The sequence below is a fragment of the Granulicatella sp. zg-84 genome, assembly GCF_010892375.1.
In the GTDB taxonomy this organism is placed as follows: domain Bacteria; phylum Bacillota; class Bacilli; order Lactobacillales; family Aerococcaceae; genus WM01.
Genome location: NZ_WNJX01000004.1, coordinates 22,914 through 46,389 on the forward strand (window position 1 = coordinate 22,914; position 23,476 = coordinate 46,389).

Here is a 23,476-nt window from a genome sequence, read left to right on the forward strand (position 1 = left end):
AGGAGAATATGAAGATATTATTTGCCAGTTCAGAAGTTGTGCCATTTTCAAAATCAGGTGGATTAGCAGATGTTGCGTATGCTTTGCCAAAAGAGCTTGCAAAACAAGGAATTGACATTCGTGTTGTCACACCATTTTATACACATATAAAACAAGTTTATAAAGATAAGATAAAAGACTTATTATGGTTTACAATAAAAGTTGGGCAAAAAGATTGCTATGTTGGTGTTAAAACCTTATACATGGATGGCGTTACCTATTATTTTATTGATAATTTAGATTATTTTGATCGTGGTATACTATATGGAGAGTGGGATGACGGAGAGCGCTTTGGTTATTTTTCACTAGCTGTTATTGAAATGATGCAAAAAATTGATTTTATACCTGATGTTTTACATGTTAATGATTGGCATACAGCTATGATACCTGCTTTATTAGTGGATAAATACCATTGGGTAGATGCATTTAAAGACATCAAAAAAGTATTAACCATTCATAATTTAAGATTCCAAGGTATTTATGATCCGATTGTGTTAGAAAGTATCTTTGATACATACTATACAATGTTGACAGATGATGGTGGAAAATACTATGATAATCTCAACTATTTAAAAGCAGGCATTAACTTTTCTGATGTTGTCACAACAGTTAGTCCAACTTATGCTAAAGAAATCATGACAAGTGAATTTGGCGAAGGGCTAGATGATGTGTTACGCCATAATTCTTGGAAAGTTACCGGTATTTTAAATGGGATTGACTATGAACTAAACAATCCTGAAACGGATACACATATTCCGTATCATTTTTCAAGTCAATCATTGGAAAATAAAACAAAAAATAAAACGAGTTTACAACAAGAACTAGGCTTACCTATTCGAGAAGATGCTCCTTTATTGAGTGCTGTTTCACGTTTAACCGATCAAAAAGGATTTCAACTTGTTGCACAAACATTAGAAGAAGTCTTACAACAAGATGTACAAGTCGTCATTTTAGGTACTGGAGATGCCGTTTTTGAAGAGGCGTTTATTCATCTTGCAAATAAATATCCACACAAATGTAGAGCATTGATTACATTTGATGTAAGTTTAGCACAGCGTATTTATGCAGGAAGCGATATATTTTTAATGCCGTCTGCTTTTGAGCCTTGTGGCTTATCTCAACTGATTGCATTAAGATATGGTACATTACCTCTTGTACATGAAACCGGTGGATTAAAAGATACAGTGATACCATATAATCAATTTACAGGTGAAGGTACTGGATTTAGTTTTTATGATTTTTCCGAGTACGTTTTATTAGATGTCATTTATCAAGCACTTTCTCTTTATTTTAATGAACCAGATAAATGGCAACAGTTAGTCAAACAAGCTATGTCACAAACATTTGATTGGGTCTTTCCTGCAAAAGCCTATATTGAGTTGTATCAAAAACATTAAAAAGGAGTAGAGAATGAATATCGAACAATTTGTTACTTTATACAAAAAAAGGTTCATTGATGTGTATGCCTATGATTACACACAAGGATCTAATGTAGAGCAATTATATATTTTATCGGATATTGTAAAGTCTATTATTAATGAAAATTGGGTGAAAACAAATCAACGTTATGAAAAAAATAAACAAAAACAAGTTTATTATTTTTCTATGGAATTTTTACCAGGACGTATGCTAAAAAATAATTTATTGAATTTAGGTTTATTAAAAACGGTAGAAAAAGGATTGCAAGATTTAAACTTAAATTTAGATGATTTAGCAAAAGCAGAAGTAGACCCAGCTTTAGGAAATGGAGGCTTAGGAAGACTAGCATCTTGTTTTATGGATTCGATTGCCTCAACAGGTTCGCCAGGACACGGCTGTGGTATTCGCTATCGTTATGGCTTGTTTAAACAAAAATTTGTTGACGGATATCAAGTAGAATTACCTGAAAACTGGTTACGTAATGGGAATTTATGGGAAGTTAGAAAAGAAAATAAATCGGTTATTGTTCGATTTGGTGGACGAGTAAATCTTGTACCAAATCATCAAGGACAATTAGAACCTCAGTATGAAGATACGTTAAATATTTTAGCTGTACCGTATGATGTTGCACAAGTCGGGTATCAAAATGGTGTGGTGAATAATTTACGTTTGTGGTCTGCTGAAATTCCTTATGGCGAAGAAGAGCATTTTAACTTAGAAAAAGAACGAGAAGAAATTAAGAAAATTACTGAAGTATTGTACCCAGATGATTCGAATTATGACGGTCAATTATTGCGTTTAAAACAAGAATATTTCTTCTCAAGTGCTGGTGTACAAAGCATTGTACGTTATTTTAAACACTTGAATTTACCATGGCGTGCTTTTCCAGATAAAATTGCCATTCATATCAATGATACACATCCAACGTTATGTATTCCAGAATTGATGCGTATTTTATTAGATGAAGAGCATTTATCCTGGGAACAAGCGTGGGAAATTACGAAAAATACAATTAGTTACACGAACCATACAATTTTACAAGAAGCCATGGAACGTTGGTCTTGTGATATGGTTGAAACATTATTGCCACGTATTTATCAAATTATTTTAGAAATTAATCGTCGTCATTTTGAAAAGAAAACAGCTATTTATGGCATTGAATTAACAACACGCACAGCTATTGTTTTAGACGGCCAAATTAAAATGGCAAATTTAGCTATTATTGGTAGCCATAGTGTCAATGGTGTAGCAAAACTACATACGGATATTTTAAAAAATGCTACATTAAAAGATTTTTATGAAATGTACCCATGGAAGTTTAACAATAAAACAAATGGTATTACACAAAGACGTTGGTTGCAACTTGCCAATCCAGATTTGACAGAATTACTTGATAAAACCATTGGTACCCAGTGGCATTTTAATCATACCGAATTAAAATTATTAAAAGCATACCAAGATGATAATGATGTATTGTATGCCTTACAAGATGTTAAACGTTTAAATAAAGAACGTTTTGCTAAATATGTTCTTGAGGAAAAAGGTATTGAATTACCAATAGATGCTATTTTTGATGTACAAATTAAACGTCTACATGCGTACAAACGTCAATTATTAAATGCTCTGCATATTTTATTACGTTATTTAACGATTAAAGAAAATCCAAATATTGATTATGTACCTAGAGTCTTTATTTTTGGGGCAAAAGCAGCACCAAGTTATACGTATGCTAAATCTATTATTAAATTTATCAATGCTCTGGCAGATCTTGTTAATAATGACATAGATGTGAATCATTTATTAAAAATTGTCTTTGTTGAAAATTATGGTGTTTCACTAGCAGAATTGATTATTCCAGCGGCAGATTTATCTGAGCAAATTTCATTAGCCGGAAAAGAAGCATCTGGAACAAGTAATATGAAATTGATGTTAAATGGTGCCGTAACGATTGGTACATTGGATGGAGCCAATGTCGAAATTCGTGACTATGTAGGTGCGGAAAACTTCTTTACATTTGGTATGTCTAATCGTGAAGTTGAAGCCTTTTATGAAAATGGCTCGTATAATGCACGTCATATTTATGAAACCAATCCAAAAGTTCACCGTGTCCTAAACGCCTTATTGGACGGTACAGTGCCACATACAGCACATGAAGGTCAAGAGATTTTTGACTCGCTTGTCACTTACAATGATGAGTATTTTGTCCTACAAGACTTTGAAAGTTATGTCATGACACAAGAAGAAGTGGATAGAGCCTACAAAGATAAAGAACGTTGGACAAGAATGTCCTTGCAAAATGTTGCTAATGCGGGGCCATTCTCATCTGACTATACGATTTTACGTTATGTTGATGAAATTTGGAATTTAAAGCCATACAAACGCCAACGTTAAACATATAGTGTTAGTGAAAAGAAATAAGTAATATTTTTGGAACTAGCCTAAAAGTCAATATCTATTTAAATGAACAGATTTGATTATACTCAAAAAGGCATGAAATCAACTCTTTAAACAGATTGATTTCATGCCTTTTTAGAAAAACAACCCTGACACAACTCTTTAAAAGTGTTGTGTCAGGGTTGTTCATTAGTCAATAATTGTCATATTTTCTAATTCTTTAAATGGTTCTGTTTCATTGATACGGTCATAAAACATAATCCCATTTAAGTGGTCGATTTCGTGTTGTACGACAATGGCAGGAAATCCTTTTAGTACCATGCTTTGCTTATTACCGTCTATATCAAAATACTCTAGTGTGATTTTTGAAAAGCGAGGGACATAACCGGGTACTTCACGGTCAACAGATAGGCAACCTTCTCCAGTTTTTAAACATGTTTGTTGGACAGAGTGTTTTATAATTTTAGGGTTAATCATAACCATATCTAAAATAAACGGATCATCTTCGTATTCTCCTGGAACAAGAAGTGCAATCATTTGTTTAGATACATTGATTTGTGGTGCTGCTAGTCCAACACCTGCACGTAATTCATATTTTTCAGCAATTTCTTCATTTTGGCTATTGTGTAAAAACTCAAGCATTTCTTTTGCGATGTCTTTTTCTTCTTGTGTTAGTGGAAAAGAAAGAGGTGCTGCTTTTTCTCTTAACGTTGGATGTCCTTCACGGATAATATCTTTCATTAGTAACATTCTATTCGCTCATTTCTAATTTATATTGATAGTATTATCATATTAAAAAATAAAAAATTTGTCTATTATTTTGCCATACAAGAAAATAGTCATTCTATGGATTGTATGATAAGATGTTACTGAATAAAGATAAGTTAGGAGAGAAGAAATGAGTGAGCATGTTTTTGAAGTAGTTTCTCCCTACCAACCAAGTGGCGATCAGCCACAAGCGATTAAAGAATTAGTCGCAGGTATCCAACAAGGGAAAATGGCACAAACACTATTAGGTGCCACAGGAACAGGAAAAACATTTACGATTGCTAATGTTATTAAAGAAGTAAATAAGCCAACTTTAGTATTGGCACATAATAAAACATTAGCGGGACAGTTATATAGTGAATTAAAAGAATTTTTTCCAAATAATGCAGTTGAATATTTTGTGAGTTATTATGATTATTATCAACCAGAAGCGTATGTTCCTTCTAGTGATACATATATTGAAAAAGAATCGAGCGTCAATGATGAAATCAATAAACTACGTCATTCGGCAACAAGTGCTTTAGTTGAGCGGAAAGACGTTATTATTGTTGCGTCTGTATCGTGTATTTATGGATTGGTTAATCCAGAAGAATATAAAAAATTCGTATTGTCGTTGCGTGAGGGACAAATTATTGAACGCGATGACGTATTACATCGTTTGATTGACATGCAATTTACACGTAATGATTTTGACTTTAGGCCCGGAACATTTCGTGTAAGAGGTGACAGTGTCGATATTTTTATGGCATCAAGAGATTCTCAAGCCATTCGTGTGTCCTTTTTTGGAGATGAAATTGATCGTATTCAAGAAATAGACGTGCTAACAGGAGATGTCAAAGCGACACGTTCTCATGTTGCCATTTTTCCAGCGGCGCATTTTGTTTCAAGTGAAGAACAAACCTTAAAAGCGATTGACTCTATTCGAGAAGAGTTAGAGGAACGCTTGAGTGAACTTCGTGCCGACAATAAATTATTAGAAGCACAACGATTGGAACAACGTACAAACTATGATATTGAAATGTTGCTTGAAATGGGTTATTGCAATGGTATTGAAAATTATTCCAGACATATGGATGGTCGTCAACCGGGAGAACCTCCTTATACATTATTAGACTTTTTCCCAGATGATTATTTGATTGTTATTGATGAATCACACATTACAATGTCGCAAGTTCGAGGTATGTATAATGGTGATAGAGCCAGAAAAGAACGCTTAGTTGAATATGGATTCCGATTGCCAAGTGCAGTTGATAATCGTCCACTGCGATTAGAGGAATTTGAAGACAGAGTAAATCAAATTATCTATATTTCAGCAACACCAGGGCCGTATGAATTGGCACAAACACCGACTGTTACCGAACAGATTATTCGTCCAACAGGATTACTAGATCCACCAGTCGAAGTGAGAAAAATCAAAGGACAAATTGATGATTTAGTGAGTGAAATTAACGAACAAATCGAAAAAGGTGGACGTGTTTTTATTACGACATTAACAAAAAAAATGTCAGAAGATTTAACGGATTATTTAAAAGATATTGGTATTAAAGTGAAATATTTGCATAGTGATATTCATACACTAGAACGAACAGAAATTATTCGAGATTTGCGTGTTGGAACATTTGATGTTTTAGTTGGTATTAACTTGTTGCGTGAGGGATTAGATGTACCCGAAGTGACCTTAGTAGCGATTTTAGATGCCGATAAAGAAGGATTTTTAAGAAGTGAACGTTCCCTTGTGCAAACGATTGGACGTGCTGCACGTAACGCTGAAGGAAAGGTGATTATGTATGCAGATAAAATAACGGATTCGATGCAACGTGCCATTGATGAAACGAATCGTCGACGAAGCATTCAACAAGCTTACAATCAAGAGCACGGTATTGTGCCAAAAACGATTAAAAAAGACATCCGCGACTTAATTGCGATTACGCAAGTGGCTGAAAAAGAAGTGGAGCATACGAAGTCTTACAAAGAAATGACTAAAGCAGAAAGAAAAGAGAGCATTCATCACTTAGAATTAGAAATGAAACAAGCTGCAAAAGAATTGAACTTTGAAAAAGCAGCAACATTGAGAGATATTATTTTAGAATTGCAAGCGGAGTATAAAATATGAGGGAAAACATCGTTAATTTTTTACTAACGATTCTATCAGTTGTGTTTTTAGGAATAGGAGTTAGTTTCAGCGTTAAAGCAGATATTGGATTAGGGAGTATTGATGCTTTTAATTTATCATGGTCGTATTTGACTGGTTATGATATAGGAACAATGACAACGGTGACAAATATGATGTGTGTTTTTTTACAAATTCTCATTTTAAGAAAAAATTTTAGGGTACGTCAGTTTTTACAAATTCCGGTATCTTTTGTATTAGGCATATCTATTTCCATGATATTAACCTATGTGCTGTCCCATATAACGATAACACATTATCCTTTTCAACTAATACTGGCAGTTATTGGTTACATCATTGCTGCAATTTCTGTTGGATGTATGATTGCTTTAAATTGTGTGAGTTCACCGATTGAAGCATTAGGATTAGTGTTGTGTGAGAAAGGGAATTTTAATTTTCGTCGTTTTAGACAGTGGTATGACGTCTGTTTAGTTGGTTTTGCTATTATTGTGTGTTCTATATTACAAGAGGCATTACCCATTCGAGAAGGCACAATTATCTCGATTTTGATGTATGCAAAAATTGCAAGTTGGGTAAGATATAAACTTGAACAAACTCATTTTATAAAACGTATTAGAATACAGTAAACACAATATTTAGTATATGTGAATATCATTTAGTTGCATATTTTGATAATTTCATGTATGATGTAACAGTATCGAAGAAAGATTGGAGAATTATAATGGGTAAATCTATTATTGTTTATTCAAAACCAAATTGCATGCAATGTCAATTTACAAAACAGTTTTTAGAAGAACATCAAGTTGATTTTATCGTGAAAGATGTTATGGAAAGTGACGAAGCAATGGCAGAAGTAAAAGATCTTGGATTTTCGTCATTACCAGTTGTCGTAATTGACGGAGAAGAGCCTTTTTCAGGATTTAGACCAGACCGATTAGAACAGGTTGTGTAAATAGTTATAAAAAGAGTTTAATCATTTATTTTTTGATTAAACTCTTTTTATTTGTTCAAAAAATATTTGACAAATTTACTATATTATATAATATAATAATATAGAGAATAAAAATTGTGTTTTTTAACATAAAAGGAGGGGGTTTATGAATTATTGTTTTTGAAAGTGTAAACGTTTAAAAAGGAGGGAAAAATATGGTGAACACTTTAAAAACTAAAAAGTATACTCGAACACTTTTTACTCTTAGTTTATGTTCTATGGTTTTAGCATCGGTAACGCTAATACAAAATTATCAAGCAGTGGGAGTTGAAATGACACAACCAACTACAACCTCTAATGAGGAGAATCACTATTTAGAATGGGTTTCTACATCTGCAATTAAAGGAAAAGCAACTGTAAAAGAACAGGAAGGTATTCGTTACAATGTATTGGAAGCGGTTAATGGGAACGATAACGGTACGAATATGGCTGTTTTTGAAAAACAAGGGTTGCAAGTTGATGAAGAGGGAAACGTTACAGTGGGGCTAACTTTTGTTGAAGAATCAGAAACAGGTCATGGTCGTTTTGGTGTGTTATTACGCCATAAAGATGCTAATAATCATATTTTTGTTGGATATGATAAAGAAGGATGGTTTTGGCAGTATAAAGCACCTGGCGTTGATAGATGGTATCAAGGTTCAAGGATTGCAGCACCTGCTAAAAATTCAAGAAATGAATTAGTTGTCAGCTTAAAACATGATGGACAATTAAATGCAACTGTAAATGGAAACGCTGTTATTAACACAGAAGTTGTGCCACAGAATGTGTTAGATGCTTTACAAGATAGTCGAAAAGTGGCGTTAAAAGTCGGTAAATTTGGTGATCAAGTGACTAAGGTAGCCATTGTAACAGACAATCAAGAAAATGTATCTACACAATCAGATAATGGAAATGTCCCAGTAGGAACATCTATTACTGAAGTGGATAATCAAGCAAATTATGATACATTAACATCTGGTACGCTTGATGTAAAAGTAGATCAAGCATTTCCACGTATTCGTGAATATAAATTGGGAGATGAGCGATTACAAGGACAAGTAACAGCAACAAATACAGTACGTATCAACGGGCATGACATAACACCACAAGTAGCTTATTCTAAAGTGGATAATGACAAAGCTATTTATACGATGACACTGAAATCAGAAGCAGATTTGATTGATGCTGTTATTAAAGTTCAAATAAAAGTAGAGAATAATATTGTTCACTATGATGTGATTGATATTGAGAATCATTATGAAGTTGTTCCAGAGCAACAAATAGATGATGTTAGAAAACTTATTCAAACGATTGATATACCGGGGTACTTTGTTTCTGTATCAAGTGAGAATGCACAATCTAGTTTCTCAGGAGCTAGAATGTCTGTCAATACACATGAAAAAGGTGATGTGTACTATCGTCCATCAGAATTAAAAACAGCAGAAGATTTTGAAAGAGGATTTATGTATGGTTTTGTATCAGACAATCATTTAGCTGCTGGTGTATGGAGTAATTCACAATATAGTTCTGGTGGTGGCGGTAATGATTATACACGTTTGCGTGTTTCAAAACATAATGCTGACTCACAAGCATATATCGGTATTGGTAGTTCACCATTCATTTATCAAAAAGCACATGATAACAAAGTATATCATGAACGTACTTTTGTGTTGCCAAGTGCAAAAATAGTTGTCACAAAAGATAGAAATAACGACCAAGTTGTTGATTGGCAAGATGGAGCCATTGCTTATCGTGATATTATGAATAATCCAGTAGGATATGAAAGTGTGCCAGATTTGGTAGCATATCGTATCGCTATGAACTTTGGATCTCAAGCACAAAATCCATTTTTAATGACACTGGATGGTATTAAAAAAATTGCTTTACATACAGACGGTTTAGGACAATCTATTTTATTAAAAGGATATGGTAGTGAAGGTCATGACTCAGGTCATTTGAATTATGCAGATATTGGAAAACGTATTGGTGGAGCAGAAGATTTTAAAACATTGATTGCCGAAGCAAAACCATTTGGTGCGAAATTAGGGATACACGTCAATGCATCAGAAACATATCCAGAATCTCTTTACTTTTCAGAAGATAGATTGATGAAAACAGCTAGCGGTGAATATAGTTATGGCTGGAACTGGCTAGATCAAGGTATCAATATCAACGCTGCTTATGATATGGCAAATGGACGTGCTAATCGTTTCAAAGATTTGAAAAATGTTCTTGGAGAAGGTCTAGATTTTATTTATGTGGATGTTTGGGGTAATGGACAATCTGGAGATAATAATGCATGGGCAACACATATGTTGGCAAAAGAAATCAATGAATTAGGTTGGAGAGCTAGTTTTGAATGGGGTTATGCAGGTGAATATGACTCAACATTTCAACATTGGGCAGCCGACTTAACGTATGGTGGATATCGCTTGAAAGGTATCAATAGTGATATTGTAAGATTTATTCGTAATCATCAAAAAGATTCATGGGTAGGAGATTATCCTTCTTATGGTGGTGCTGCCAACTATCCATTACTTGGTGGATACAGCATGAAAGATTTTGAAGGTTGGCAAGGAAGAAGTGATTATAGAGGATATATTACAAACTTATTTGCCAATGATGTCATGACAAAATATTTCCAACATTTTACTGTATCGAATATGACTTTAGGACAACCTGTGTCCATGACTGATAATGGCTCTACCTATTCTTATACACCAGAAATGTCTGTAACATTAACGGATCCACAAAATAATCAGCTCGTTATTAACAGAAAATCAAATAATGTTTCTAGTGCTGAGTATAGACAACGTACCGTTTCATTAAATGGACGTATGATTCAAGATGGTTCTGCATATTTGGTACCTTGGAATTGGGACGCAAATGGGCAACCATTGCCACAAGAAAAACAAAAAATGTACTACTTCAATACACAATCAGGTGCAACACAGTGGCAATTACCAGATGATTGGCAAGTAAGTCATGTTTATTTATATAAACTAACAGACTTAGGAAAAGTAGAAGAAAAACAAATTCCTGTACAAAATGGTGCTATTCAATTAGATGAATTATCAAATCAACCGTATGTACTATATCGTACGCCACAACAAAATATAGACGTTTCTTGGAGTAGTGGCATGCATCTTGTCGATCAAGGGTTTAATAGTGGTTCATTAAGTCAATGGACAATTTCTGGAGATACAGCATCTGCTGAAATTGTACGTTCTCAAGGAGATAATCCAATGTTACGCTTGTCAGGAAATCAAGAATCAGTTTCTTTAACACAACGTTTAACAGGACTAAAACCAAATACAACTTATGCGGCATATGTAGGCGTAGACAATAGAAGTGATGCTAAAGCCTTTATTCGTGTGAATACAGGAGAAAAAGAAATTGAAAATTATACGAAACATTCTATTGCTTCTAACTATGTTAAAGCTTACGCACACAATACATTGTCACAAAATGCAACAATAGATAATAAAAGTTTATTCCAAAATATGTATGTTTACTTTACAACTGGAGATAATGTCGATAATGTGACATTAACATTATCAAAAGAAACTGGAGATGGGGCAACTTATTTTGATGATATTCGTATTTTTGAAAATCAATCCGCTATGTATAATGAATCACATGATTCAACATCAAAAACCGTCTTTAAACAAGATTTTGAAAATGTTGCACAAGGTATTTTCCCATTTGTCATTGGCGGTGTCGAAAATGTTGAAGATAATCGTACACACTTATCTGAAAAACATGAACCATATACACAAAGAGGTTGGAATGATAAAAAAATCTCTGATGTTATTGAGGGAAATTGGTCATTAAAAACAAATGGGTTGAGTGGACGGAATAAATTGGTATATCAAACCATTCCACAAAACTTTAGATTTGAAGCTGGTAAAACATATCGTGTGTCATTTGACTATGAAAGTGGTAGCGATAATACGTATGCCTTTGTTGTAGGAAATAGAGCTTATGAAAATCCAAATACGTTAGAAAAACAAACACCACTGGAGAATACATGGGTAAATAGTGATACCGCAAAACATGCATCATTCCTTGTAACAGGAGATGAATCTGAAAACACATGGATTGGTATTTTATCAACAAGTACAGCAGGAGATACAAGAGGCGACGCAGGAAAAGCTGTTAACTTTAAAGGATATAATGACTTTATGTTAGATAATTTGATGATTGAAGAAATCGAATTAACTGGAAAAATGCTCATTGATAATTATCTGAAAGAACATTTACCAATTCCAGAAGGTTATACAGTAGAAACATTAAATGCTTATAAAGAAGCGTTATTTGCATTGAATTTAGTGCCTGAAACAATTACGCTTGATGAGGCACGTGCTGTTATTGCAAAAGTGGATGATGTGTACAATGCTCTTGAACCGGAAGAAACAGTGATTACACCAGAAGATATTGAAAGTGCAGATGCTCCTTCACAAAGTGGCGAAGACATTATGCGTGCATTTGACGGAGATTTATCAACAATATGGCATACGCCATGGAGTGAAGTGGCGATCAATAGACCTGTGACGATTGTATTAAAAGAACCTAAAGATATTACAGGTTTTGTTTATACTCCACGTCAATCAGGAAGTAATGGTAATTTAAGAAATGCGACACTTGTTGTGACAGATGATAAAGGTCAAGAGCATACTTACTCAGCAGAGAATTGGGCGAATAATGCTGAAGAAAAATGGTTAGAATTTGGTGAAACCATTAAAGCGAAAAAAATTGTTTTAACGGGGACATCATCTTATGGAGATTCTGAAAATACATTCCAATCAGCAGCAGAACTGTACTTCTTACTTCCTGAAAAAGAAAAACCAATACTTGATGAAACACCTTATACAGAAGCACTTGAAAAAGCGGGAACCTTATATGGTGTAGAAGATAAAGTGAATCGTATTAAAGAAGTATTTGCTTATGCGAAAGAACATCAGTTATTAACACCAGCAACATTGAATTACTTAGTTGAAGCATTAACGAAATTAGAATCTATTCCTGATTTTGTGACGAATGGTATGCATGTGACAGTAAAAGAAGATACCGACGGAAAAAAAGTCGCCATATTTGAAGATGATGACAAAGATACAGAGGCAACTGTTCGTATTCCTGTATCTGGTTTAGCAAATGATGTATATGCATTTGTTGTGAAACATTTGGCAAGTGAAGTCGTTGACTTAAAACCAGAAGATCATGATCTTTATGACATGTATTTTGTCGATAAAAATGGAGAGAAAAAACAAATTAAAGAATCAGCAGATGTAACTATTCCAGTAACAAGAGAAGTTGAGCATGTGTATCATGTTTCAGAAACCGATAAACGCACACTTGAAGAAGTACCGTTTACGATGAATGAAGAAAAAACAAGTGTTACTTTCCATGTTGAACACTTTAGTCATTATGCAATTGCATATAAACCAATACCAAAAGATGAAAGTTCAACAACGACAACGACAATGACGAGCACGTCATCCACAACTGAGACGACTACGGAAACAACAACACAAACAAATACAGAAACAACAAGTTCTCAGGTATCAGCAACACAAACAGAAAAAGTGACGACAACAACACAAAAACGTCCAAGTGAAAATGCTGATGCTGAATCTAGTGTTAGACAAGAAAAACCTCGTATTTCTATTTCTATTCGTCACACAACAGCATCTGATAAAGAATCACCAAGTCAACAAGGGGAAAAACCAGTAGGGAAACATTTACCGAATACAGGGGATGCGTCTACTTCAATGATTACTATTGGACTTATTGGCACTATTGTCGGTACAGTAATGAGTATCGTATCTAAAAAACGAAAAGCAGAATAGTAGTAAAGAATATCAATCACACAAGATAGCGTCTTGTGTGATTGGTTATCTCTTTTGATATAGAGCGCATATGAAAGAAACATTATATAGAATTAGAAATGGTATTGTTCATAGTGTTACCTCATGTATTATCTCATATCGGATACATTATAAAAACAACGATAAAAATACAAACAAATTCTTTAGCGATTTAAATCAAAATAAACAATATAACAAAAATATGTAACCGTATACAATTAAAGCGATTAGTATTTTATTAAGGAATATAGCTAATATATAAATCAATCAATAAAATTTAAATATCTTTTATTGACTAAAGAAATCATTCACTTAGAACGAATAATATCATTCATACAGAATAACCGTTAGTATTACAGTCTTTAAATAGGACACGTCAATGATACACATGTAATAACCATTTACCAAATACGTTTCAACGCAACACTTTTTATGTGTTTGTCGGAATGCGTTTTATCATATTTGGATTGGGAGCATGGTGGTATAAAAGGGAGGAAAAAATGAATAAAATCATAAAATGGATAAGTGCCATGTGTGTGATGTTCCTTTGCATCATTGGAGCAACAACAATACATGCAACAGAAAACGCATATCAATTCTATCCAACAGTACAAGACATCACTTATCAAGAAGAAAATTTATCATTAAGTAATCAGACGATTTCGCTTTATTTTGGGAATGGAATTGATGAAGAAACGAAAGCTTATGCACGTCAGTTATTGACAGCACATCATATTGTTTTTCAAGAAGTAACTCAAAAAGTAGACAATGGTATATCATTAAATGTTGAAATAACGGATACACAAGAAAACTTGTTTAGTCATTGGGATGCTTATTCATTAAACATTAACGCAACAGGTGTTCATATTATTGGAAAACATAAAGATGCAGCGTATTTTGGTTTGACAACATTACATCAAATATTAACACAAGCAACAAACCAAACGCTTCGTTATCTTACAATTTCCGATTATGCAGATGTGAAATATCGTGGGTTTATTGAGGGGTATTACGGTATTCCATGGTCTCATGAAAATCGTCAATCTTTAATGCAATTTGCAGGTCAATTTAAGGCTAATACATATATTTTTGCACCAAAAGATGATATTTATCATAGTCAACAATGGAAAACTCTATATCCAGAAGAAAAATTAGCACAAATACGTGAATTAGTAGAAGTGGGTAAATTAACAAAAACACGGTTTGTTTGGACAATTCATCCATTTATGAGTGGGGCTCGCTTTAATTTTTCACAGTATGAAGAGAATTATGGTTATTTAATCAATAAATTTGAACAACTGTATACAACGGGGGTACGTCAATTTGGTATTTTAGCCGATGATGTTGGTTCTATTGATCGCAATCAATTATTACGTTTATTAAATGATATTAGTCAATGGGCAAAAGATAAAGGAGATGTAGAAGATATTCTATTTTGTCCGGCTGGCTATAATACATCTTTCCAAGGAAATTTTTCAGAAATGAAAAAACTGAATGAAGCACCGGATAATATTCAATTTTTCTGGACAGGTGAAACAGTTGTTAATAGAGTAACGAATCAAACAATCAATCGTTTTAAAACATCTTCTACAACAGATGGACACCCAGGTAGAGCACCGTATTTTTGGTTGAACTGGCCTGTAAATGATTATAAAAAAAGTCGTTTACTAATGGGCCCAGCTGGCACATTATTAGAAACAGGTGTTACTGATTTAGCTGGTTTAGTGACCAATCCAATGCAACAAGCACAAGCAAGTAAAGTTGGAATTTTTGCTACAATTAACTACGGTTGGAATACACACCATTTTTCTTCTGATGATGTGTGGCATGACGGTATGGCATATATTGAGAAAAACCAAACAGATGCTTTATTAGAAATTACAAGACATTTACAAGATGTATCTCCAAGTGGACATGGTTTAGTCATGGAGGAATCAGAAGCATTTAAAGATTTGATTGCATCTTATCAACAAGCAGTAGAAAATGGAACATCTATCAAAGAAGTAGGTACATCTTTGATACAAAAATATCAAGTATTGTATCAAGCAACACAAGATTTTTTAAATGGTGCTGAAAATGAAGGATTAAAAGAAGAAATGACACCATGGGTAAACACACTCGCCAATATTGCACAAGCAAGTCAGTCTTTTATTGAAAGTGCGATTGCTTTAGAAGATAACGATACAGAAAAAGCATGGTTGGCATATTCTAAAGCTGCAACACAAGAAGAATTATCAAAAACACATACTGTACAAAATATTAGTAGTGTAGATAAAGTAGAAGCAGGTGCAAAACGTTTAACGCCATTTATGCAGTTTTTAAAAGAGAAAATGGCAGATAAAGTGAAACGAATTGTATTGCCACAACATGATGACACACAATCTGCTCCAGAAACACCTACGCTAGTTAAATCATCTCATTTCAATAGTATTTATAGTGGTAGTGAAGCAAATATGCTTGATAATAATCCAAATACATTCGTTTGGTACAGTGTTGCGGGAGATTCATTACCTCGTGATGCCTATTTAGGCGTTGATTTACATGAGGTGTACCGTATTGGTGACATTGCCTTTTTACAAGGAACAACATCTAATGACGATATTTTTAAAAATGCGGTACTTGAATATTCAGTTGATGGTGTGACGTATCAACCTTTTACAGATACGCTTTACAATCAAAAAGATGTTCGATACGATGCTACACAACAAAATATAAAAGCACGTTATATTCGTTTGAGAAATGGTGATAGTACAGAAAAATGGGCTGCCATGAGAGAAATTAGTGTGACAACATTAGCCAATCAACAGCTTATTGAAACGAATGTTGATAGTTTAAAAGAATTACCGGCAAAACAAACACCACAAACATTTATATTAAATCCAACAACACAAGTGACATTACAACCAAATGAATACATTGGATTGGATTTACAACGTATTCGCTCTTTAAAACGAGTGTCTATTGAACACACTAGTCAATTACCAATTTATGCAGGAACAAATAGAGATGATTTAAAACCATATACATTGGAAACTGTTCCAAATGCACGTTATATTGTGATAAAAAATACAACAGATAATCCAGTAACATTTGATATTCAACAATTTAACGTCGAAACAAATGATGTTCTACCATTGAAAGTGAAAGATACAAACTTTACGGATATGGAAAATCCTTTAGCTGCATTTGACGGAGATTGGAATACTAAAGCATGGTTTAAAAATAGTCAATTAGCAGGGAAATACGTTGTGTACGATTTAGGTCAAACGATTACTTTAGACAAAATCAAACAAATTGTATCTGACTCAGAACATGACTATATTCGCCATGGTAAAATTTCAGTTTCTGAAAATGGTACAGATTTTACAGATGTTTTAACATTAGGAGATACTGAAAATGATTTAGAAATAGAAGGTGTTTATCCAGATAGAGAAGTCCAAGTTTTAGGTAAATCTGCTAATGTCAATCATTTACCTGTTCGTTACATTAAAGTGATGTTAACGAAAAATAAAAGTGGTGATGATAAATGGGTACGTTTTAATGAGATTGTGTTAAATGACCGTGAAGAATTAAAAGTATCCAATAATCCGACTTTTGACGTAACACCGGCTGTAAGAAATGCCGATAGACCAGAAAATATGGTAGACAATCGTTTAAATACAGCTTTTAGAGGTTCACAAGATGGAGGAGAGTTACTCTATCATTTATCAGAAACAGCTTTCCATAATGCTTTAACTGTTATTCAAAATGACGAAGTATCTCATGCGAAAGTAAGTGCTCAAAATCGTGCGGGTGACTGGCAAGAGATTGGCGAATTAACAGGTGGTATCAATACATTTAACTTAAAAGATAAAGGTGATATTGTTACTGTAAAACTAACATGGCAGGAAAATAATCGACCAGTCATTTATGAAATGTATACCACTAATGGCATCAATCGTTTACCATTACAAAACTTGTTAAAAGAAATTGCGACTTTAAACGAAAACGATTATGCAGAGGGGTTCCCTGCCTTAAAAGAAAAAGTGACAGAGGCAAATCGTGTGTTGCAAGATGATGAGGCAACAGCAGAACAAATTGCACAAATGGTACAAGCATTACAAGATAAAGTCAATCAATTAAAAAAATATCATCTATTTATCTCAGAAGATGTGACAGTGAAAATGGCAGATGCAGATACTATCAAAGACTTAGAGATGAAGGTTGTACCAACGACAAGTCCTACTTTAGATCAAACGAATAAAGAGTACGATTTATATGACATTTATTTCGTGAAAAAAGGAACGACTGAAAAAGTGGAAGTTACACAACCAGCTAAAGTCATATTAAATATAAACGAAAATAAAACAGTGGCAGAAATCGTATATATCAATGAGCAAGACGAAAAAGAAAGTTTATCATTTGACATAATGCGTGAAGAAAACAAAGTTGTATTCCTAGCAACACACTTTAGTAAATACGGTGTGGTGTATACATCATCTAAACCGGCTGAACCAGAAGAAAATAAACCGGACGAAAATAAACCAGATGAGAATAAACCGGACGAAGTACCTGTGGAACAACCAAAAGATGAAGCAACAACGACCACAACAACAAGTCAAACTGAAACAAGTCAGACAGAAACAACCACACTCACAACAACGACAAAACAAGAAAAAACAGAAAACACAAGCACATCTGTAAGTACAAGTGTTGTACCAAAAGAAATTGCAGATGCAACAATGACAAAACAAAGAGTACACTTTATTAGTGGCTCTTCACAACAAGTAACAGATAAAAACAGTACACAAAATAACCGTCAAAAAGAACAATCAAAAGGATTACCGAATACAGGGGAACAAAACCACTGGTTACAAGTAGGTTTAGGTGCTGGTTTATTATTACTAGGTATTGGACTATGGATACTTTATACACGTCGTAAAAAGTAAGGGGCGAAAAAATATGCAAATGAAAAAAGGTTTAAGCATTTTGTCTATGGTAGCATTTTTAGTCGGGATTAGTGGTTATCACGCTATGGCAACAGAAACAATCACACAAAAAGTTAATATTGCACTAAATGCACAGGCGACGACAAATGATTCAGAAACAAACTATTGGGGTGCTGATAAAGCTGTTGACGGTATTATCAATAGAGAAGAAAGCGTCAAGGCTAATCAATCTCGTTGGTCAACAAATAGAGGGACAACAGATAAAATATTAACAGTTGATTTAGGTCAAGAAAGAGCATTTCAAGAATGTCGTATCGCTTGGGAAAGACAAAATGTAAAAGGATTTCGTATCGAAGCATCTCATAACGGAACAGATTATACACCGGTTTATGAAAAAAATGATGATACTTATGTTGAATTAGACACAACTGTTCGATTAAATACAGAGCAAACAGCACGCTATGTACGATTGGTTGTGACCAATTATGACGGAGGAGAAATAAATTGGGCGTCTGTTTCTGCGTACGAATTTCAAGTGATTTCAGAAATGACATTGCCGAATTTAGCATTGCACAAAGAAGCTACATCAAATGGGAATGAAGCTAATAGTTTAGCAGCAAATAAAGCAACAGACGGTAATGTGGATACAAGATGGGCGAGTACCGTTGGACAAAACCAAAAATGGTTACAAGTCGATTTAGGTGACGTCAAAACAGTAGGTTCAGTCGTGTTAGAATGGGAGCGTAAAAATGCTCAAGATTACACAATACTTGTTTCTGAAAATGGACAAGATTGGACAGAAGCCAAACATATTACAACGGCACCAGACTCCTTTAGAGAAACGATAAATTTGGATCAAAAACATCAAGCACGCTATATTAAAGTTCAAATCAATCAATTCAATCCAAGTGCTCCAAATCGAACAAGTGATTCACCAATTAACTGGGCAACTGTTTCGATTATGGAACTAGAGGCATATAGTGAACGTATTATACCTGAAAAACAAGTAACACTCCAAGATGTTGCCAACGGCTTACAAATACCCGACATTACTTCAGACATGACAACGTGGACATTACCAGAAGTACCAAATGGATATACAGTTTCCTTTATTGGTGCAGATTTGGAACAAGTTATTGACAGAGATTTAACGATACACAAACCATTAGTTGATACACCTGTTGTGGTAAACTACAAAATCTCTAATGGTACAGACAGTATTGAAACAGCAGCTATTCCTGTTACGGTACCGGGACAATATACAGTTGAAGAAACAGATAATGCAAAACCAACTGTTGTTCCTGCGATTGCAGAATGGAAAGGTCACACAGGTGAGTTTTCTGCAACGGATAGCACGCGTATTGTTGTAAATCCTACTGATAGACAAGCCTTACAAGAGATTGTAAATAGTTTTAAAGAAAGTTATACAGAATTGACTGGCAAACCTATTGATATTGTGGAAGGGACAGATACCCAAGCAGGAGATATTTATTTCTCTTTAAATCCACAAAATAGTGGCTTAAAAGAAGAAGGCTATTTCATGAATATTGATGATGCTATTCGTGTAGAAGCTAGTCATGTCAAAGGTGCTTTTTGGTCTACACAAACGCTTTTACAACTTTTGAAACAATCTACACAAATACCAAAAGGACTTGCTAGAGATTATCCAAAATACGCTGTTCGTGGATTTGTATTAGATGTTGGTCGCAAAATGATTAGTATGGAGCATTTAAGAAATACATTAAAACTTATGGCTTGGTACAAAATGAATGACTTACACGTGCATTTAAATGATAATTTCATCAATGTCGAACGTTACCAAACAACAGATAACCCTTACGGTGCGTATTCAGCATTCCGTTTAGAGTCTAATATTAAAGAAGGCGGTAATAACGGGCTGAACAAACAAGACTTAACGAGTAAAGATTTATTCTATACAAAAGCAGAATTTAAAGCGTTTATCCAAGAAGCAAAACGCAAAGGTATACAAGTTGTTCCAGAATTTGATACACCTGCCCATGCCTTAGCTTTTACAAAAGTAAGACCTGATTTAACAATGACCAATCATGCCGTTAGACGTTGGGTAGACCACTTAGAAGTAAGCAATCCGGCTGCTTTACAATTCGTAAAAGATGTTTGGAATGAATATTTAGACGGAGATAATGCCACATTTGGAGATACAGACGTGATACATGTTGGGGTAGATGAATTTGAAGGAAATAACGAAAGTTTTAGAAAATTCACAGACGATTTACTTGCCTTTGCACATGAAAAACATAAAACACCAAGATTATGGGGTAGTTTAACAGCCAAATCAGGACAAACACCTGTTCGTTCTGAAAATGTTCAAATGAATATTTGGAATACAGGCTGGGCAAATCCTAGTGCGATGTATAAAGCAGGCTATCAACTTATCAACACATTAGACGGCCCTTTATATATTGTTCCGGGTGCAGGCTATTATAATGACTTCTTAAATACACAAAACTTATATCAAACATGGGAACCAAATAAAATGGGTTCTGTTACCATTCCAGCAGGATCTGAGCAAATGTTAGGTGGTGCCTTTGCGATTTGGAATGATAAAATTGACTTAGAAGCGAACGGTATTACAGAATACGATGTCTATAAACGTTTCCAAGCAGCTTTACCAACGCTTGCTACAAAATTGTGGGGAAACAGAGATATTGGCAACTACAATACTTTTACACAAGCACTTACACAAATAGGCGAGCCTGCAAACCATAATCCGTATTATGATGTTGCATCAAAAACAGATACGATTGAAAAATATACATTCAATAAACAAAATTTAAATGATACATCAGGAAATGCGTATCATGGAACAGATGCAGAAAATGTGGAGTACGCAGACGGCAAAAAAGGAAAAGCTTTAAAATTAAATGGTGGTACAAGTTACTTTAATACACCAATTCAACATATCGGTCCAAACAATGTTGTGTCATTTTGGGTAAAAGTAAACCCTGATGCAGAGGGTGAACAAATTGTATTAGAATCTGATAAAGTAGCCATAAAAGCAGTTCAAAAAGAAACTGGTAAAATGGGTATTTCACTTGAAGGATATGATCATTCATTCGAGTATACCTTACCAAAAAATGAATGGGTACATGTCATGATAAAAGGATACCAAAACAAAACGGAACTTTATGTAAATGATGTGCTAACAGATACTTTAGGAAGAGGACAAACTGGCAATAAATTTACGACACTTGTTGTTCCTGCTTCAAGAGTAGGTAGTAAAACACATGCTTTAAACGGTTTATTAGATGATTTAATTATTTCAAAAGCAACACCTGAGGAAGATGATCCGATTGATCCAACGAACTTTACGGTGTCTTCTGATAATGAAAATGAAGACGGACGTATTCAAAATGCATTTGACAATGATTTAAATACCATTTGGCATACAAAATGGAGTCCAGCTAAACAAGACTTACCAGCAACTATTTTAATAGATATGCAAAAAGAAATAGAGATTGATAAACTTGGTTATGTAGCTAGACAAAATGGTACAAACGGTGATATTAAACACTTTAGATTATCTGTGAAAACAAATGAATCTGATGACTATACAACTATATACGAAGGTAGATTTAGTCCAGATAAAGCAAAACAATTTGCCTCATTTGCACCTTCTCTTGCACGATATATCAAACTTGAAGTATTAGAGGGTGAAGCTGGATTTGGTTCAGCAGCTGAATTTTCTTTATACGAGCATGATATGAAAAAAGTGCTACGTGACTTAGTTGCAGATGTTAATGATAGTTATGTACAAGAAGATTATACTGATTCATCTTGGCAAGACCTAGTGGCACGTAAACAAGAAGCACAAACTGTATTAGATGATGAGCAGGCAACAAGAGAACAAATTGATGCAGCAGTTGAGGCGTTAAACACGGCTGTTAATCATCTTATCTTAAAAGATGAAAGCCCAACAGAACAACCAACGCCACCTGCGACAACATCAACGACATCAACAACATCAACAACATCAGATAGTACAAGCACAGAAACGACAACGACTCAAAGTACTGAAAGTAGTCAAACGACAACTCAAACAACAACGACCCAAACGACTACTCAAACAACAACAGAAACAACAACGCAAAGCACAACCACTCAAACAACGACGACAACAGAAACAAGCCGTCCAAATGATGAAACGACAACGACCCGTCCAGCTGGTGAGGTGACCACAAGTACAACGACTCAAACAACACAAAGTGAAAGTCCTGTCACAACAACAATAACAAGTCAAGATGTCACAACATCACAATCTGGACAAAGTACGCAACCAACATCAACGACAACACGCCGTACGAGAGTAGTACGTCCGTTGCCAAGTGAGTTTGACAAAGGGAAACAAAATGAACATGTGTTGATTGATGAAAAAACAGGTATTCAAGCCATTAATCTTCAATATGATAGAGCAAAACATGTTTTAGTCGTAAAAGAAAGAGAAGCTATCTCTGCTTTAAGTTCTCAACCACATATTGCTTATGACATATATGTATTCAACAAAAAAACACAACAAATTGAACAGATTACTGGAGAAACAAAAGTCTTTGTCCCAACGCGTCATCACATTCAAAAAGTACATTATATTAAAGATAATCAAGTGAAAGAAGATGTACCTTTTGAAGATGTATCAGGCGGTATTGTTTTCTATACAACGCATTTCTCTGTTTATGCTCTTGTATACGATAAACACGATTTACCAAATACAGGAACAAGTCATGACTTTGTATGGCAAACAATTGGTTTGATGCTATGTTTAAGTGCTAGTGTTTATCTATTACGTAAAAAAACAAAATAGTTTAATGTCATAAAAAAGAGGCGAATCTACATTTTTGTAGGTTTGCCTTTTTTTATTCTCATAATAGAGAATTTCATAGTGTTTTCCTATGCTTTCACACTTTTTTAAAGTACAATAGAATAA

9 protein-coding genes are annotated in these 23,476 nt (G+C 34.2%); 8 read left to right on the top strand and 1 reads right to left on the bottom strand.

The features are described from left to right. The first annotated feature begins 8 nt into the window (after positions 1–8). Positions 9–1,436 (top strand): glycogen synthase GlgA, encoded by a 1,428-nt coding sequence (glgA, locus tag GMA06_RS01685; RefSeq protein ID WP_163561480.1) that lies wholly within the window; start codon positions 9–11, stop codon positions 1,434–1,436. A gap of 13 nt (positions 1,437–1,449) precedes the next feature. Continuing rightward, positions 1,450–3,849, top strand: coding sequence for a glycogen/starch/alpha-glucan phosphorylase (locus tag GMA06_RS01690; protein ID WP_163561481.1), 2,400 nt, complete (start codon positions 1,450–1,452; stop codon positions 3,847–3,849). A 192-nt stretch (positions 3,850–4,041) separates the two neighbouring features. On the opposite strand, the gene def is transcribed toward GMA06_RS01690, so the two are convergent. Then, positions 4,042–4,602, bottom strand: a complete 561-nt coding sequence (gene def, locus GMA06_RS01695; protein WP_163561482.1) for a peptide deformylase — start codon at positions 4,600–4,602, stop codon at positions 4,042–4,044. Between the two features lie 148 nt (positions 4,603–4,750). Between def and uvrB the strand changes: the two genes are divergently transcribed. From uvrB to GMA06_RS01725, 6 genes are all read left to right on the top strand, one after another. After that, entirely contained in the window at positions 4,751–6,733 is a 1,983-nt protein-coding gene (gene uvrB / locus GMA06_RS01700) for an excinuclease ABC subunit UvrB (RefSeq protein WP_163561483.1), read from the top strand. Beyond that, on the top strand, positions 6,730–7,377 hold the full coding sequence (locus tag GMA06_RS01705) for a YitT family protein (protein ID WP_163561484.1): 648 nt from the start codon (positions 6,730–6,732) through the stop codon (positions 7,375–7,377). The genes uvrB and GMA06_RS01705 overlap by 4 nt, the downstream gene beginning before the upstream one ends. A gap of 95 nt (positions 7,378–7,472) precedes the next feature. Further along, complete coding sequence (gene nrdH / locus GMA06_RS01710) at positions 7,473–7,703, top strand: glutaredoxin-like protein NrdH (protein WP_163546091.1); 231 nt, start codon at positions 7,473–7,475, stop codon at positions 7,701–7,703. A gap of 194 nt (positions 7,704–7,897) precedes the next feature. Continuing rightward, positions 7,898–13,570: an endo-alpha-N-acetylgalactosaminidase family protein gene (locus GMA06_RS01715; RefSeq protein ID WP_163561485.1), complete on the top strand. Its 5,673-nt coding sequence runs from the start codon at positions 7,898–7,900 to the stop codon at positions 13,568–13,570. A 518-nt stretch (positions 13,571–14,088) separates the two neighbouring features. Next, positions 14,089–18,516, top strand: coding sequence for a beta-N-acetylglucosaminidase domain-containing protein (locus GMA06_RS01720; RefSeq protein ID WP_163561486.1), 4,428 nt, complete (start codon positions 14,089–14,091; stop codon positions 18,514–18,516). Positions 18,517–18,529: 13 nt separating this feature from the next. Then, a complete protein-coding gene (locus tag GMA06_RS01725; protein ID WP_163561487.1) occupies positions 18,530–23,353 on the top strand; it encodes a discoidin domain-containing protein in 4,824 nt (1,607 codons plus the stop codon). Positions 23,354–23,476: the final 123 nt, after the last annotated feature.